We start from the raw sequence: 16,881 nt of genomic DNA on the forward strand, positions 1-16,881 counted from the left end.
CTTCGAGTGGTTGCATGTCCATGAGAGCTATCGTCGCATTTGTCATCGCGCTGGGGCTGTTGTTGCCAGTTGTTTCGCACGCGGAGGAGATGACGCTTGGCAGGGTGACCACCCAGCGGCTGAACATGCGTTCTGTGCCGGCTACGAGCGGCGCGGTTCTGGCGGAACTGCCGATGGGCATGAAAGTCGTGCTCTTCAGCAGGCGAGTGGGTGATTGGCGAGAAATCGGGGTGTTGATTGACAACCAGACGAAAACTGGCTGGGTAAGAGAGAAGTTTATCGAGCAGCTATCCAGCAGCCCATTAAAGCTGCCGCCTGCATCGCCATCTCCCTCCGCAACTCCGCGCTCAACGTATCGCGCCCCGCTTTCCATACGCGACACAGACCTTAACTGCCGAGAGAATATAATCGGCGGCGGGCTTAGTGGATGCGACTATACCATAAGGGTGGAATACAATGGCGATGCCGATGTCGAGGGTGCATTCTCTGTAGACTGTGATGTTGAAGCGCGGATGGAGCAGAGGGACGACCTTTTCCCTAGTCGAAAGACTTTTGACGGCTACGCGACCCTGCATGTAAATTCCGGTTACGGTAGCACAACGGTGGATGTCACCTTGACGCCGGGCATATCGATAGAGCCGATAGTTAGGGTGACCGTCACCGATACCAGTTGCAGATACAACCGGTGAGAGACGTTATTTCGAGGGCAGTAAGCGGTGCGCGTGATGGCGTCTAGGCGGTTCCTGCGCTTCTTCTGGGCGAACTCGGTGTCCGACACCCTTCTCGGCGATGTAGAATTTCGAGCGTGTTCTTGCTGGGCTGTTGCTTCTCGACTGTGGCAACAAGTGATTTCTGAGGGTCAACCAAGGGTAAACGGTTCAGGTCTTCCATGCCTCGCTGTAGCTGGTGCGGCCCCTAACGAATTTCCCTGGAAGAAGTCTGACGTTGAAATCATTAGGCAATTTCGAATTCACGCCCCTCAACGAGCAAAAATCGCGCCCCTTAACAGCTTTCCCTAGACCGCACCCCAAAACAAAAAGGCCCGCTGAAGCGGGCCTTAAATGGACTGTTTTATGTCGCCGTCCTAGATGTCTACGCGTTCGATATCGCTCCGTCGGTATACCTTCGTCGCCTTCCGGCTTCCCTCGTAAACCGGCAAAATCCCTAACCTCGTGAGTTGCATTCTCACCTTGATGGACCTCACCTGACGCTCTCTCGACAAATCGTCCAACACGACGTATTGGCGCGAGAATTCGGCCAGTTCTTCTCGCCGCACCATGTCGATGGGTAGCTGAGTCTTTTTGTGTGGGATAATCTCCACGGAAAAAATGCCGAGATCAAATAGGTCTTTGATTGTCTCAACGCAAGTTCCAAGAAAGGCAGCGGCCTCTTTCCGACCGAGATATCCCTCATCGTCACCTGCGCTTGAGAGTGCGTCGATTTCCTTCGGGTCAACCATAATATCGACGAGGCGGAAATCGGGTCCTGACATCTGTACCTGGGCTAATTTGCCCTCCAGCACTAAAGAGATGATCTCCGGAAAAATGCGCCGACAGACTTTCGTGGCTATGAGGATCGGTACGAGATGTCGTTGTCCTGACATTGTCCAAAGGCGTGCCTGAACACGATCCTTGAATTTCTGCACTTCCTCAATTGGCACCCATCGATAGACGCGCCCTGATGAAGCTCCATTCCGCGAGAACTGCAAAAGTCCACTGCTCAGCAGCGCCTCCATCTGCGTCATCGCGCAGCCAAGACGTTCAGCGGCTTCTTTTGTCGTGATTTGAAGCGAGGCCGACTCCAGCAACGGATGCGCATCATCACGGCGGAACACGATGCTCCGACCCTTGAATGTGGCGATCACGCTATTTCCATTGTCCTGGTTGACCAGAATATCTCGGATACGACCCTCCGGTAGCCCATATTCCTTCGCTGCAGTATACGCTGTATGAACACGTCTTCTCGGCACCTGTTCCAGGAAAACCTCACCTGCCTCCAATGGAAGATGACTCTCAGCGTGTTCTTGAAAAAGTTTTCTAACCGGGCCGAAATCTCCGTCCGGCAGCTCATCACGCAACCAACGCAAGGGCAGTGAGAATACCATGGGGTACTTGGTGGCTCGGCCGACCACTTTCACCACATAGGACGTCAAGAACTCACAAACTGCGTCGCGTCCCCTTGATGCGATGCTGTATCCAGAAGCGAGACACGCCGGGTTCGTCATTCCGAGTGGAACGTGTTCAGAGATTTTGTTGTCGATCATCTTCTGCTGGAGCGCACCGAGAACGGAGCACAATTCCGCTGCAACATACAAGGGTAGGCTATCAAGATACGCTCCGCTTACTCGCCCAAGCAGACGGTCGGCGAAGTATTTGCTATGAGGAGAAGGATCAAATCCGCCCATATCGGGTTCTTGTGCAACCGCGAAATCACTCAGGTCCAGGAGGTCGAAATCGTCAGGAAGATCGCAAAGCGGCATATGGTGCTCCGGACAAACGGAGATCATATTGAAGCGCCACGTTGCCCGCATATAAATGCGAGCGTTGGGTTGACCGCTGCCGCGTTCCAAATCGAGCGCAAAGCAATGAGGGCAATATCGGCGACCGGTCGCCCTCAGTTGCGTTTTCCTCACACGAGCGCTGCCGAACTCGATGATTTTTTCCGAACGGCTGGCGAACTTCATTAAGTCTGCAATCTCTACGCCGGTCCAGTCGGCGATCTGATGCATGTAGTCGGCATCCATGGCAGCGATTGCAGCGCGTGGAATGCCCGTAAACCCGCAAAACTCCGCGAGAGAATAGAAGCTGTTGGCTCGTGCAGTCCGGGCCATCAAGCCTTCGGGCGTTTCATTTTTGTGAAACTGCACACAGGTTGGGAGGCGGCCGGGGGCGCTCATTTGCGCCTCCGGCGAACAGAAGTCGAACCAATATGAGAGGTGGAATTGGCGCGGACTACGGATTTCCAGTCCGTGGTGGTGAAGGGGTTATCCCCCTTCAAGTTCGCATTTCGGGCTTTGTAGATGGCAGCCAGATCATTCAACGTAACGACGTCTCTCCCCTGATCCAGCGCCCTGAAGCAGGCTTCCCTTACGAGAAGGATCAAGGTTGCAAATTCTCCACCTGCCGCGACAATCAGGCGTCCGGGAACCTCATCTTCTTTGGACCATTCGCACTGCAGGCCAGCGTGGTCACAAACGATCATCGATGCAACTTTCTCCATCGCAGCTACGGTGCTGGCCCTTACCTCCATCAGATCAAGGTACTGCGCCTGTGCACGGTTCTTGACCTCTTTGCTCTCCAGAAAGTTAACAACGCCTGGCATGCCAGAAACAATCAGATGCAACGGCCAACCGTCGATTTGCGTGAGGCTCTTGACTGCATCCTGCACCTTGCCAATCGCGAGATCGGTGTCACCGGTGGTTACGTGTTGCATCTCATCGAGGTGAAGGTAGAGGATTTCTTGGTGGCGCAATTGCCGCTTCACCATTCTCCACAAAGTGGGAGCGTTCGGTCGGCCGCGAACTGTGATATTCCAATTATCCAGGATGGCCTCAGCGAGCGCTTTCGGCGAACAATCGCTTTCGCAATCCATGCTCAACAAGCGATTCCTTACCCTACCGTTCGCATCTACGCGGGGTTGAAACGCTTCCATCGTGGAGAAGAGGCGCTTCAAAGCGTGGCTTTTTCCGGTGTTCGATTCCCCGATGACGAAGAGAATAGGCATCTTAGAGCCACCCCCCTTCAGAGCGCGCTCTGCATTTTCAGTGAACTTCGTCATGAGGTCCTCCAGCTCCCGATCCTTTGGCTGCAAGATGTATTGCTGCTCGATATGGAGCTTGCGGTCCTCAATCGACATGTCGGCAAACCTCGTCAGCATTAGTAGTCTCCGAACTGGGAATCTTCATCGTCCTCATCGATTTCCGTTGCGGAATCGTCGACTGGAGGAGCGGCTGAAATCTCTGGCTCCACTGCCTTCTTTTTTGATGCTTTCGTAACCAAGACTTCAGCGGGCAGCTCACCGACGGTACCTTGAAGCAATGGCGTTTCCTGGGGCGCAGGCGCTGCCAGACGTTCAAGATCACCCGCTTCTGCCTTGGTAATGGCGCGGCCTTCGAAGAGCTTCTCCGTAGCGCGAGACATTTCTTCGGCGCTGCGCGTATGCGGGGAAATTCCACTGCGGAGAGCAGCGGCATCTACGACGCCGTGTACCCAGTTGATGCCGTCATACATGGTGGGTGCCGAACGCGCAGACCGCTCTGTGTTGAGACGCTCCAGTTCCTTTTTCGCCAGGTACCACTCCTCAATGCAGATGTATGGAGGCATCTCAAGGCAGTTCTTGACAATCAACCATCCGTCTTCCGTCGAGACCGAGATGGATTCCAAATCGCGAGGATGGAAGCGAACCGGGAAAAGCTTCTTCGAGCCGTGCTTGCGACGATACGACTGCAATTCGTCGGAGTTATACGGAACGCCGTGAAGGATAATGCCCTCGCTGCGAATCGGCTTGTCCTTCTTCGTGCCAAAAATGTGGCGTTTCTCGTGGCGACCAGGAACCGGACGCATGGGGTACGTCCGTTTCTTGAGTTCCCATGCCTCGTTGGGCGTCAACCCGTTCAACCGCGCGCTCGGCGTGTTAACAAACACGTCGCAAAGCCAGCGGATCACAACGATCATAAATTCATCGATAATGAGCGTCGCGTTGGCGACGGAGTCGTAGTCACGCCGTTCGACCACGTTAGAGAAGGTGCGGCCGTCGAAATAGGACATCAAATCCTTCGCGAATGTCTTGAACAACGATTCAATGAACGGACGTTTCCATGCTTGGCCCGCCGGGGGGCGGGTCAAGGAAACGCTGCTCATGAGGAAGGCCTCACGCGTGAGGTCGGCAATGTAAGGCGTGCCATTATCGGTGAAGACGTTTTCCGGCCGGACCTTCGCAGTCCAGGGGGTCTTCGCACCGGCCAGGTCCGAAATGTGCGTCTTATCAGACATCACCATTTCGAGGGCTTCAACCACGGCGGACGCACACGGATTCCGAGTTCCCTTGAGAGCCAAAGGCATACCGGTCGCTGCATCAATGGCTCCCACAAACCACAAACGTTGTGGTTTGTCTGCGCTGGCCTGTTCGAGGATCGTTTGGAATCTCGCAGGAAGGAGCAACCAGGCCCCGGTTTCCTTCATGAGAGTGATGCCATCGACGTTCCAGTCGTCGAATTCTACCCGTTCGCCTGGACGCACAACGTCATAGGAATCCATCTTCGGCTTGAATACGGCATGCGCGTAAGCCTCGCCTTCGCGACCGGCAACCACGTCAAACGCTCGCAGTTCCTTAATCATATTTTCAAAGCGCTTACGCTTTACGAAAATGAGTTTCGGCTGGTCCCCACCGCGCGTTTTGTTTACTTCATGAATTCGTGCATTCGCAATTTTCCGCGCGTTGGACATGCCCCCCTTTCGCCGAGATGCAAATTCGGCTGCGGCCTGTCGCCAGATCGAGTAGCTCTCGGCGCATTCGACCTGCAGATGACGACGTTTAGGACCCTTTTGCTGAGGGATGAGTGCACGTACGTCGTCACCGCAGCTCTCATACAGCCTGATATAGTTGTTGAAACTGCGAAGCGTTGGCAGCTCGACCCCATTGGTCTTCTTACCGGCACGGCGCTTCCGAATTTTACCCGTCTGGGGGTTTGTGACCTTGTGTTTCAGCTGATATTCGGTGGTCCACTCGAACAGAAGTTCTTCCATCGAGCGCCCGCCCGGCATTTCCTCCGCCGGTTTCAAGCTACGCGGCACATGCTGCCCAACCTCGACACACCAGGCGCGGTACCTGTGGATGAGGTATTCATTGAAACGCCCGATAGCTACCGCTTCGGATTTGAAATCGTCGACGTTCTTGTCGCCGAAGCGTTGGTACGCCTTCCAGCCAACCTGGGTATGGAAACCAGGATAGAAATGCGCACGCCCTTCATCGATAGCGAGTTCAATTTCGCTGTGTGCGATGCGGCGATGCGCCAAGGGATCGTTCTCTTTGTAGAACAATGTATCCGTAGCGCTGTACGAGATTGCGATGAGCGGGGTGCCCTCATAAACAAAACGGTCGTTCGACCCCATCAAGGGGATCGAAGGTGCGTTCTCGCGGAAAATGCGCAGTTCAGGCTTGTCGGTATTGTTAGTCATGGTGTCCTCCTTGGACATAGCTTCGCCATGCTCCGAGACGGTGCTCGAAGTGGCAGGGGAATTGGGTTGTTGGCTAAAGGGTGGTTAGGTTTCGACCGTGAACCAGGTCAGCTCGTTAACGAGTTGCCCTGGTTCAGCCTTTAGGTGCCCAAGATCGATGAGCCGCCATATGGCGGTCGTTCGGGACGGTCGGTCGATACCAGGTGTGTACATCTGATAGAAGCACACCCTGGCCCTCCTGTGCTGCTGAAGCTCATCCAGCAGCACTCGGACGTGATGTTCGTAATCGTGATGGAGTTCCCGGTAGAACAGGATGCTCGCCGCGTTGCGCACGACGCACCAAGGCACGTCGAGTTCGGTCATCACGGTCAATTTGTCGAAGAGCGCGCGATACTCAGGAAGCATACCATCGAGAATGGCCTGAGCTTCCGCCCTTTTCGTCTCCTGCTTGACAGCCACCGCCTCCCAACGTCCGCTCTCATAGCGGACGCAGTAGTCGAGCGTATGTTTGTGCACCACGCCATCATTGTCGTAATATTCAACCGTCATGAACTGCGAACGCACTTCAACGACACCGCGACGGGCCTTGAGGACCGTGGCCGCTTTTTTTTCAGTGCCGCTTTCATGCTGCACCTCGCGATTCTTGAACACGGACGAACCGTTCGTGTTCAAGAGATGCTTGGGGGTTACGTTGCGGACACCCTCGTGACGCAGCGGTTCAACCCACAGCATCGGTTCGCCGTCAATGAGAATGGGGGAATTGGGATTGCTTACCATCGCGACGTACGCATCCCGACGATTGCGTCCTTATCCGCGCCCGATCCCGTGTCCTGGAACACTTCAAATCGGGAGCGAATGTCGTCTCCGGCACCGGAGCGCAATTCGTTCAGAATGGTACGTCGCACCAACACGTGGTGCAGCACATTTTTCGATGGGCGCATAGATACCTCCTAGGGCGCGCTGGGGCAGCCCATCGGAGGTGAGGACACGATGTCCTGACTTCAGATGGAGCTGAGGAAGGTCTTTCCTAGAATGACGATGCGTATCATCGTGGGGCTCCGTGTTTGAAACTGGGACGGAAGATAGTCAGCGGCGGTACCGCGTGTCTAGCGGGGGGAATCCGCTTGTTAGAAATGTGGTTAACGTAGTCTGTATTAGTCAACACTTTAGCAGGCGAGGGCGTCCATTCCTCCTCAACGAGAAGGTCGGACGGCGAGTAGACTGGTGGCGTTGATTTGTGTGTAAGTTCCGGTTCCCGTTGTGAACACATTGAAGGAGCGATTTGCAGCTGCTAGATGTTGGTTCAACAACTTGGGGTTTTCGCGGATTCTGTAGGTAGGCCATGAACGAAAGGTCGCGTGTCGAGACGACTAGCGCAGAAGATAAATCAATTGGCTTCGACTACCAGTATTATTACTTTCTCAACGAGTTGCTGAATTTGAAGAGCGGCCAAGTTGTTGGCTTGGAAGTTTTGGATGATGTTCATGTTGAGCGTCCTGACGGCACCCACTTACTTGTTCAGCTGAAGCACACAGTTCAAAAAAACGTACAGGGTCATCCTATTAACCTTACGACCATGGACGGTGATCTGTGGAAGTCGATTTCGAACTGGTGCAAGGTAATCATTGACCCGGCGGAGGGGCGTACTTCAGGGGCCTCTCAGGTTGCGTTTATTAAGAAGACCGGCTTCCTGTTAGCTTCGAACAAGTCCGACAACGACAAGAACGCCCTCCTGGTGTCAATCGATGCATTTAAGTCGGGAACCAAAACTCACGCTGCGCTCGTCGCCGATATCACGTTGATCAAGGCTACAAGCAAAGATGCGATCATCCAGGGCTACATCGACGACGTGCTCACGCTCGATCCCGCTGTGTCAGAGATGTTCTTTCAGCAGTTGTCGTTCGCTCTGGGTCAGGACGAAATCATCAATCTATGCAAGGCGTCCATCGCCGAAAAGCAGATACACCAGTCACGGATCGACGATGTCTTTAACGCCGTCGACTCCGAGGTGCGGCAAAATTCCTTCGCCACCGTCAAGGCGGGGAACAAGATCACAATCAGCTTTGACGAGTTCAACCAGAAGTACCGACGCCATTTCGACAAGGCGAGGAGCGGTGCTCTGCTTTTCAGGGAATTTCCGCCTGTTCTGCCGGACAATCTGTCCGAGCAGACGTTCATCAGGCAACTGGTGGATATCGAAGACATCGCGTCGGATAACATTGAGTTTCATACCAAGTTCACCACTAGGCGTCTGCACTTTCGCGATAACCTGGAACGCCTAATCCAAGACGGAGATATCACTCAATCCGATATCGACGATTTGGAGGAGGAGGCTGGCGTTATGTGGGAAGGCAAGTTCCTCCAGATTTATTCGGGTCAAGTGGCCGCTGTTGACGAGGGTGCATCCGCCCGTGCGATCCTCGGAGACTTACGCCTGAGAAAGCTCACGCTCGCTTCACAGGAGCTTCCGTTATCCATGAGCAACGGCGGATTCTACGATCTCTCTGATCGCCCGGTGATCGGCTGGCTGAGTAACTGGAAAGATCGCTACAAGTGAAGTTCAGCTCATACTACAATAACCTCGGGATCAACGCGTTTGCTATCTCTTCGGTGTTGAAAGAGGCAGAATTTCTATCGCTTCCCAAAATCGCGTTGATCCTGCCAGTTGTTGCGCATCGCGAAATGGTAAATAAACTTGGCCACGGCAGGTTTCGCTTTGTAAGCTTTGAACAGTATCTAATCGATAACATCGAATATTTCTACAATTTCAATGAACGATACATGGCGTCGCTGACTCCGACAGTGAATGCTCTCCAATTTTTGTACGAAATTGGCGTAGTTCAACTGAAAGATCACGGGGCGGTGATCGCGTCTGCCTTACCCTTCGATGCGTCCATGGGCAAACGCGCCGAGCGCGTGCAGCGTGCGTCAGCCAACATAGCTGCCCTGGTCTCGGGTAATGCTGAAGTTTTCTACCTCAATGCGAGGATCGAGCTATGAAATTTTATATAGAAAGCCTCCAACTTTGGCTGAAGACCGGAAAAAGACGGTCGGTTTCGTTTCTGCCGAACAAAGTGAATGTGATTACCGGCGACAGCCACACCGGGAAGACGGCGATTTTGGACATCGTCGATTACTGCATGTTCGCGAGCAAGCATCGGATTTCAGAGAGCATAATCAACGAAAATGTTGGCTGGTACGGGCTGCGCATTCATTTGAATGAAAAAATCTATATGCTGGCGAGACGCGCGCCAGTGGGGACGACCCCATCACCCGATTACTACTTCTCTTCAACGGGAGAAGTGCCAGACACCGCGCCAAGCCCGAATATCAGCGAGAGCGTCTTGAAGAAGCTGTTGAGCGCTGATTTCGGTATCGATCAGGACGTCAGAATTCCCTTTGGCGGGAGGACTCTGCAGGCCAATTCTCGGGTGTCGCTCCGATATTTCTTGCTCTTCAACACAATTTCACAAGACATCATCACGCATAGCGACCAGTTTTTCGACAAGCAGAACCAGGCTCGCTACCAAGAGGCGCTCCCACGCATATTCGATATTGCTGTGGGGATCGACACAGTCGAGAACATCCTGAAGCGAGAAAAGCGCGCAGAGTTGGAGCGTAGCCTTGCCCGGCAGCAAAAACTTTCGGCTAAAACGGAGGAAATGCGCGAGCAGTTTAATGCTCAACTGGCCGAAACCGTCGCTCGGGCTAAAGGGTACGGGCTCGTTGCCGAGGATACAGACGCTGATGCTTCAGTCACCGTGTTGACGCGAATGGTGACCGAGAGGGAGAGTGGCCCTGACCTGCATGTATCGGCGAAATATGAAGAGATTTCCTCGGAGATATACCGAGTTTCTCGGAAGATCAGGGGGCTCCGCAGGTTCGTTTCGGAATATGGGAACCACAAGGCGACCCTCAAGGAAACAGCGGACAGCCTTCAGCCTGTTGAGCATCTGATGAGGAACTTTGAGGAGACGGTTCGAACATCGGTTTTCGACGACATCCTTAGAAACCTTTCCAAGGGTCTACAGGAGATCAAGGATGCCACTGCTCGAAAGACGCCGCTTGACGGCAATATCGCCGAAATTATCAAAGAGTTGGAATCTCAGCGCGGGAAGCTGGAAAAGGACCTTCAAGCCCTGCCTGCCGAGATGGAAAGCTTCGAGAGCGACAAAGATAAGTACATCTTCATCGGAGAAACGAAGGCCAAGCTTGAGCTGTATAGCGAACCAGAGTCAGACAAAGCTCCAGACAACAGCGAGTTGATCGCAAGCCTAGAAGCTCAGATCGAAGACCTTGCTGTATCACCTGTCGAAGACCGGAAAGAGCTTTTTACCAGGGCCCTTGATGAGGCGATCCAGGATTACATCTCTTTGACGAAGGCAGCGCTCGGAAATTATGGCGATTATCGTTCCGCGTTCAACTATTCGGAAAAGAAGCTTCATCTGCGCAAGCCCAAAACAACTTCTACCGAGAACGTCGGTAGCAGTTCCAATCACATGTTCCTTCACCTGTTCCTGTTCCTGGGCCTGCATGAATTGATAATGCGGAACGACCGCATTCACGTTGCCCCGTTCCTGATTATCGATCAGTTCTCCAGACCGTACTGGGGTGAGGATGACGAGAAAGATGTCGACCAGAGCGATGTCGGAAAGGTGAAGTTGGCCCTGGAGCTTTTGGACCAGTTCATCACTACGGCAAATGGAATGGGCAAAGAGTTCCAGATGATCGTCTTCGAGCATATAAACCCGCGATATTGGGAGGGGCTGAAGAATGTTCACTTGGTCGAGATTTTCCGAGATGGAAACGCTCTCATCCCAGTTGCTTCTGGAGGATAGGGGACGGGACCGTCCAGTATCACACGAAGAAGGCTCCGTGTCGTTAGACCCCGTGCACACCAATCTGTATCAGTGCGTGGCGACATCCTGCAGCGCAGTATCTTATACGCTTCCTCCACACGCCTTCTCAGCTACGCTGATCCTAGAGTGCCGATCAGAAACTGATTAGAGTGAGCCGTGCTGAAGGGCGACAAGAAACGCAAAGCTACGGCATCTCTCTGCCGAACACGGCGAAGAAAGAATGAGGAAACCTTCGTCTGTTAAAGGACCCAAAAAGGGAGCCCTAGCATGCCAATAAAAAATACAACCCTCGTGCAACGAAATTTCGAAGAGGCAACACATCCGCTTCTTGAAGAAGCTGCTACGGTTAGCGCACTGACCGAGAGAAACATCACAGCAATAGACTGGAAGAAGCAGACCTTCTTTCCGCGTCACAAGAAATTTTCATCTGATCTTGTCGGCTTCACGCAGGACGGGGACATTATACACATAGAGCAGGAAACGTCACCGGGGAGCGACTTTTTCTATCGCATGATCGAGTACGCCACGCTCATTTCGGTTGAGTTCGATTTGAAAAGGCGATTGTTCCAGTACGCATATTACACAGGCGACGAACCGCGCAAAACGGAGTTAATCGAACACAATATGGGCTGGTTCGGGCACCGATTCTTCTTCATGGATGCTGGTTCAGAAGAGGTTTGCCAGCGCTTGATCAAGAAGCCGCTTCCAACAGCTGTTTTGTCACTGCTTGTTAGAAATTTTGATCTTGCCGAGAGATATTCGGAAGCCATAGTTGAACGCATCGGAAAATTGTCCCCTCAGGAACGGCGGCCCATCATTGATCATTGCATGCGAGTCTCCTCTCTTAGAGGCAGGCGCAATCTTTTCGAGACAATTCTGATGGGTAAGCTCAATTACGACCCAACACTCTTCAATAATCCAGCAGCCGAAGCCGCCGTTAAGGATGCTCTTAGCGGGTGGTTGCCAGATGCCGTTGCGCGGCTTTCATTCGCGATCTCACCCGGTCTCAACGACTATATTCTGAACGGCATGAGTGGCTGGGAGATTACGGAGTTTTTGAAGCACGCCGGGTCTTTCATCTCGCAGGATGACCTTATGAAGACGTTAGGCCTTGAGTGGGTGCCCGAGACGCCAGAGCCGGATACTGAGTCCGGTTATGGCAACGGCACGTAAATGCGTGGGTACTTTGGCGCTACGATTTGCCCCAGAACGCCTGATACCTCGGCCCATGTGAACCCGGTTGTTGGCCTTTTTCTGGCCGGTCGATGAGCACCGGAAGCGGAGCCGGTAGCTCCGGACCAACGATGATCGCCTCGCCTTGGGCGAGAGAGGGAATGAAGGCCGCCGCGTCACGATCTAGGTCGCCGCAAGCGCGTTCGATTGTCTCGCGGTCCCGGTCATTTGTCAGGCGATGGACGAATAACGTACCGAGTTGGCTCAACACATCCGAGGGGACATCTCTAGGGCGCTGGGTGGCAATCGTTGTTGTAAGCCCGTACTTTCGGCCTTCCTTAGCAATAAGGCCGAAAGCGTCCAACATGACATGGTTGGTGTCGTCTCCGATAGATCGGCCGATAAACTGGTGGGCTTCGTCCAGAAAACAAACCAGCGGACACGTTTGGAAGACATTCTGTCGAGCGAGGCCGAGTAGATAACGCCCGAGCGTATTTAGCAGCAGCTCACGCGTGTTGTATTTGAAACTGACATGCTCGAATGATAACACGAGCGCGTGCTGTATCGGGTCGGCAATAAACTCTTCTATTTCTTTACAAATATCGACGCCATCGTCAGAGAAAAGGCACCTCATCTCTGGCGATGACAGATAATTTTCGATGCGCACGTTTAGGGAATTGCAGGTTCCCAGTGCGAAGTCGTCGTGAGTGCCATAGGAACCCATCGTGTCGTTCGTGTGCTGCTTCACACATTCTTCTTTGATCTGGTCGGATAGCAAGTGGACGTCGAAGTCGCAAAAATGCGAATCCAGTTCCGTCGACAACTCAATCAGGGCTAGCGAAAGAGCGTGGCGGCTGTTTCCAGCTTTTCGAACGACACCGCTTTGACGGACCTCGACAAAACCTCGTTTCCCAACTGCAAAGCGCTCACTACCGTCTTCCATGGCTTTGACCGCATATCGTAAAGGCTCCTTGCGCAGCGCTGTCGCCAACCTAAGACTTTTGATCGCGCTGCGGAGGTTCGGTCCTTGCATCTGCACTGATGGAGTAAGGAGGGCATAGAGATCGATTTCGGACAATTGTCGGTAAGGGAACCTGGCAAGGGGCTGGTCGTCATTTGCCTTTGAGAACGAGAACTCCTTCGCTCCGGATACCTTTCCAGCAAACTCTCCTGTGGGATCAAATAGGATGCATTTTCCGCGCAGCCGAACGATTTCGTTTAAGAGCTTCGAAAGCGTCCAGCTCTTGCCGCCTCCTGTCGCTCCGAAAATTCCACAGTGCCGCCCAAACAGCTTTTCCGGCGGCATCGCAATCGACGCGTCGGCGATGCCGGAGAGCCTGCCAAGGTTCACGAGTAGGCGTTCGGTCTTTCCCGGCTCGATTTCGCCTTGCAGAGCTTCTCGAATGGCAGTCGCAAGCGCCCCACCATCAGCGAGATAGACCCCATCGCCGACGCGTGGCTTAACATTGATCCCACGCGTCACCTTATGGGTAGACTTGTTGACGGTCGCAAGAAGCTGTGCACGGCCTTGAGGCTCGGCATTTGCGTCAATTTCCATTTGGCGTTCCAATGCGGGTCGCTGCCGCTCTGGAACTAACACGTCCGTTATACGGCCAAGAATTGTCTCGTGATCGCAATCAATGAACACGAAGTCGCCGGTTGCTCCCTTAGCCAGGCCGCGCTGACCGCTTGCAGCCAGCGCTTTGGGTGCGGTCAGCTCAATCGACGATGCGCTCACCCTGGTGACGGTACCGACACGCTTGTCAGGATCGATGAGCGCGATGATAGGATCGGTCATTCAGTAACGTCCCTGATCTGATCCAATCGCATTTGTAGCCGCTGCCGGTCTGATTCCCCGGTGATGGCGGGAATGGCATCAACAAGGTCTTCGAACCTACCGTTGAGTAAGGTCACACGTGGATCACCTTCTGCGACCAAGCGAGCCATTCGGTTCTGATATTTCTTGATCGGCAGGCCGACGTCGAGGAGGTGATCGGGCGCGGGATACGCATCCAGCTTCACCGGCGGGATGAAGGACGGATCGACTAAAATGAGGCGGAGGCTGAGGTTTGATTCCAACGCTGACCATATCGGCGCACTAATATGATCGTCGGCGAACCCGAAGCCAGCGATCAAGAGAGCGGTATCCGGCTCGCGCAGGGCCGCTTGAAAAGCCGCGAACATGTCGAGATAAGGGATTTCGAATGCTTCCTGATATTTCGTCGACCTTGGATAGATCAGGACCGGCTTCAGCGCGGGATCGCCCGCCCTGGATCGAATGACCACGCCATCAGAACGACGCCGCCAAATCTATGGAACCGTGAAGCTTGTACAGGTGGAAAACACCGTCGATGTAGTCCGCCTTGGTTCCCGAAGTCTGTCTTCTGACCAGATCGTGCTGGAAATAGTCACGGTTGAAACGCTGTTCGGCGCTATGGGAAAAACCATCTATGAGCACGACGCCCAGGCGAGATGCGGCCTCTTCAACGCAGAGATCGTAGTTTGTCGTGAATACTTTAACGCGTGGCTTGTCTACGGCACGTTTTGCGAATTTCTGGATCAGCCCCCTGTGAGCGGGGAGATCAGTCGCTTGATCGACAAAATCGACCTTCGCAAGTATCGCGCCTTCTGCTTGCTCGATAAAAGTTTTTAATTTCCTTATCGGGCCATCAGGATCGCTCTTTTCCTTGTCTTTTGCACGTACCTCCATCAGTTCAAGCTTCATCTTACAAAGGCTGAGGAGATTTTCGATGTCACCGGCTCGCTGTTTGCCGTTTTCCTCTGGCGGCAAACTTCCGACGGCATCCAATACGACGTTGTCGAAATTCGAATGGTCAATTAGTTCGTTTTCGCAAACCTTTTCTCTGGCGGCATGCCACAAGTCTCCCATTCCAGGCGCTTCGGTTGGACCAGCGTTTTTTGCGCTGAACGAAGCGCCTGAACCAAGGAGGGTCAAAACATTAGTGGCGTGGACGGCCTGGGTAAGCATCTCATTGACGCGGCTCTTGGCCCCTGGGATTCGCTTGCTGCTGGGATCGCTCGGGTCGGACTCCTGATCTTCCCACGCAAGCCATTTCCCCTCTCGCGTCAGAAGACGAAGGTTACCGGCGGCACCAGTTTTTCCTTTCCAATAGTCGCTCACACTCTCTCCCGAATCATGGGACAACATAGGGTTGCGTATCTAGTCGCACAAAAGGACATTAAAAAACATTGGGAGGTTCAACTTTTGGACGTTCGGTGGAACATTCCCTCGTCATCCCTCTACATCGCGTCTACCACGCGGCCAATGACGCCAGCTTCCATTTAAGATCATACGGTCGCAGGCAGGACGCTCGTAGTCACGCGTGCCGCCACACCTTGATCGCGGAGATCACGAGGATCAAGGCGAGACCTGGCAGCAGCACGGCACTCGGGACAATCCCCAGGAGCTGTCCGCCGATGAATGCGCCAAGGATTGACCCGGCGGCCATGACGAGCAAAAACATCCGGTTGCCCCTGATAACCGCAAAACTCTTGTCGCGGCTGTAGCGGGTAAAGCCAACTATCATGGTCGGCAGGCTCACCGACAGAGAGAGACTTCCAGCAAGCTTGATATCCGCTCCGAACAGAAGAATGAGGGTCGGTATCAGGAGTTCGCCACCAGCGACACCGAGCAAGGATGCGATAACGCCAATGACCAAACCCGCGACCACGCCTGCTACGATCTGCGCAGTCCCGGTGACAAGGGCCGAACCTGCTGCGATGTCGTGACCGAACACCAGCACGACCGCAATCATGAGCAGCAGAACCGCAATCACCTTGTAGAGCGTCTCGGACTTCAGTCGGGTTGCCCAGCCCGCGCCGAGCCAGGCACCAGCCAGGCTCCCGGCCAGAAGGTTGACGATGATCGGCCAGTGCGCCACGATCTGATCAAAGGGCACGGTCGCCGCTCGAAATGGCAGAGCGAAAGCGACGACGACAAGGCTCATGGCCTTGTTGAGGACCACGGCTTCCAACGCGGCGAAGCCGAACGGGCCGATCAGCAGAGGCAGCCGGAATTCAGCGCCGCCAAGACCGATCAGCCCCCCGAGAGTGCCGATGGCAGCTCCGCCAAAAAATGCTTGGGGCCGATTGCTGGACACGTTCTTCAAGGCCGGATCAGCCATGGCGTTATGTTCTCCACGATATCGCGTGGCATGATCTATGAGCCGGAAGCCGAGCGTCTACAAGGGCAGCATAGAGTGCTGGGCAGAGCACCTTTACGTACACTCAAGTGGTGAGGAATTATCCACGTGGGGGCAGAACACCGGTTACGGTGGAAGTGTTGTTTCTCGACGATCAGGATCGGTCGCTGGTGCGGTTGGAGAAGGCGCTGGTATCGTTGGTTGGGAAGACGCCAAGGAGACGGTGAACAGCGGCCACTATATACATAAGGTGTAATTGTCCTTTGGCGGAAAGCGTGTAATAATTTCAAAGCTGAACTGTATGTGCCAGAGCATGATCTAAATCTAATGGTTTTGAATACTCTGGTTGATCTTGCCTCCCACAGTGGGTGAGGGTTTCGGTGGCAACATTGATTGGCTCGGGGGCTCTTCTATCGCCGCGTCAACTATGGAGACGTTGACTCCGCTAGAGGCTAAGAGCTTGGGTCGCTGCCGCTCTTCCAGCGGCCGGAACCGTTGCGGGTGTTTGCA

General features: G+C 53.9%; 13 protein-coding genes. 5 read left to right on the plus strand and 8 right to left on the minus strand.

What is annotated here, in order from left to right:
• Nucleotides 1–14 precede the first annotated feature (14 nt).
• A complete protein-coding gene (locus tag ACZ9EJ_RS21195) occupies nucleotides 15–689 on the plus strand; it encodes an SH3 domain-containing protein (protein WP_046640068.1) in 675 nt (224 codons plus the stop codon).
• A 395-nt stretch (nucleotides 690–1,084) separates the two neighbouring features.
• On the opposite strand, the gene ACZ9EJ_RS21200 is transcribed toward ACZ9EJ_RS21195, so the two are convergent.
• The 4 genes from ACZ9EJ_RS21200 to ACZ9EJ_RS21215 all read right to left on the minus strand — a co-directional run bounded on the left by ACZ9EJ_RS21200 (nucleotide 1,085) and on the right by ACZ9EJ_RS21215 (nucleotide 6,953).
• Nucleotides 1,085–2,896, minus strand: coding sequence for a TniQ family protein (locus tag ACZ9EJ_RS21200; RefSeq protein ID WP_046640067.1), 1,812 nt, complete (start codon nucleotides 2,894–2,896; stop codon nucleotides 1,085–1,087).
• Entirely contained in the window at nucleotides 2,893–3,876 is a 984-nt protein-coding gene (locus ACZ9EJ_RS21205) for an ATP-binding protein (protein ID WP_046640066.1), read from the minus strand. Before ACZ9EJ_RS21205 ends, ACZ9EJ_RS21200 begins: the two co-directional genes overlap by 4 nt.
• Nucleotides 3,876–6,176: a Mu transposase C-terminal domain-containing protein gene (locus tag ACZ9EJ_RS21210; RefSeq protein ID WP_476099654.1), complete on the minus strand. Its 2,301-nt coding sequence runs from the start codon at nucleotides 6,174–6,176 to the stop codon at nucleotides 3,876–3,878. The genes ACZ9EJ_RS21205 and ACZ9EJ_RS21210 overlap by 1 nt, the downstream gene beginning before the upstream one ends.
• A gap of 84 nt (nucleotides 6,177–6,260) precedes the next feature.
• A complete protein-coding gene (locus ACZ9EJ_RS21215) occupies nucleotides 6,261–6,953 on the minus strand; it encodes a PDDEXK family nuclease (protein ID WP_255743276.1) in 693 nt (230 codons plus the stop codon).
• A gap of 565 nt (nucleotides 6,954–7,518) precedes the next feature.
• Here ACZ9EJ_RS21215 and ACZ9EJ_RS21220 point away from each other — a divergent pair.
• The 4 genes from ACZ9EJ_RS21220 to ACZ9EJ_RS21235 all read left to right on the plus strand — a co-directional run bounded on the left by ACZ9EJ_RS21220 (nucleotide 7,519) and on the right by ACZ9EJ_RS21235 (nucleotide 12,208).
• Nucleotides 7,519–8,733, plus strand: coding sequence for a hypothetical protein (locus ACZ9EJ_RS21220; RefSeq protein WP_255743277.1), 1,215 nt, complete (start codon nucleotides 7,519–7,521; stop codon nucleotides 8,731–8,733).
• A complete protein-coding gene (locus tag ACZ9EJ_RS21225) occupies nucleotides 8,730–9,176 on the plus strand; it encodes a three component ABC system middle component (RefSeq protein ID WP_046642693.1) in 447 nt (148 codons plus the stop codon). The genes ACZ9EJ_RS21220 and ACZ9EJ_RS21225 overlap by 4 nt, the downstream gene beginning before the upstream one ends.
• Entirely contained in the window at nucleotides 9,173–11,014 is a 1,842-nt protein-coding gene (locus ACZ9EJ_RS21230) for a DUF3732 domain-containing protein (protein WP_255743278.1), read from the plus strand. Before ACZ9EJ_RS21225 ends, ACZ9EJ_RS21230 begins: the two co-directional genes overlap by 4 nt.
• A gap of 288 nt (nucleotides 11,015–11,302) precedes the next feature.
• A complete protein-coding gene (locus ACZ9EJ_RS21235; RefSeq protein WP_038583998.1) occupies nucleotides 11,303–12,208 on the plus strand; it encodes a hypothetical protein in 906 nt (301 codons plus the stop codon).
• A 19-nt stretch (nucleotides 12,209–12,227) separates the two neighbouring features.
• Here ACZ9EJ_RS21235 and ACZ9EJ_RS21240 read toward each other — a convergent pair whose 3' ends face one another.
• The 4 genes from ACZ9EJ_RS21240 to ACZ9EJ_RS21255 form a co-directional block, all read right to left on the minus strand.
• Nucleotides 12,228–14,006 carry an ATP-binding protein gene (locus tag ACZ9EJ_RS21240; protein WP_046642677.1) on the minus strand — a complete coding sequence of 593 codons (1,779 nt, stop codon included), beginning with the start codon at nucleotides 14,004–14,006 and terminating at the stop codon, nucleotides 12,228–12,230.
• Nucleotides 14,003–14,494, minus strand: a complete 492-nt coding sequence (locus tag ACZ9EJ_RS21245; RefSeq protein WP_476099659.1) for a hypothetical protein — start codon at nucleotides 14,492–14,494, stop codon at nucleotides 14,003–14,005. Before ACZ9EJ_RS21245 ends, ACZ9EJ_RS21240 begins: the two co-directional genes overlap by 4 nt.
• Nucleotides 14,495–14,498: 4 nt before the next feature.
• Nucleotides 14,499–15,350: an SIR2 family protein gene (locus ACZ9EJ_RS21250; protein WP_476099661.1), complete on the minus strand. Its 852-nt coding sequence runs from the start codon at nucleotides 15,348–15,350 to the stop codon at nucleotides 14,499–14,501.
• Between the two features lie 196 nt (nucleotides 15,351–15,546).
• A complete protein-coding gene (locus ACZ9EJ_RS21255; RefSeq protein ID WP_046642704.1) occupies nucleotides 15,547–16,353 on the minus strand; it encodes a sulfite exporter TauE/SafE family protein in 807 nt (268 codons plus the stop codon).
• Nucleotides 16,354–16,881 lie beyond the last annotated feature (528 nt).

The sequence above is a fragment of the Neorhizobium sp. USDA 3394 genome, from assembly GCF_056280385.1.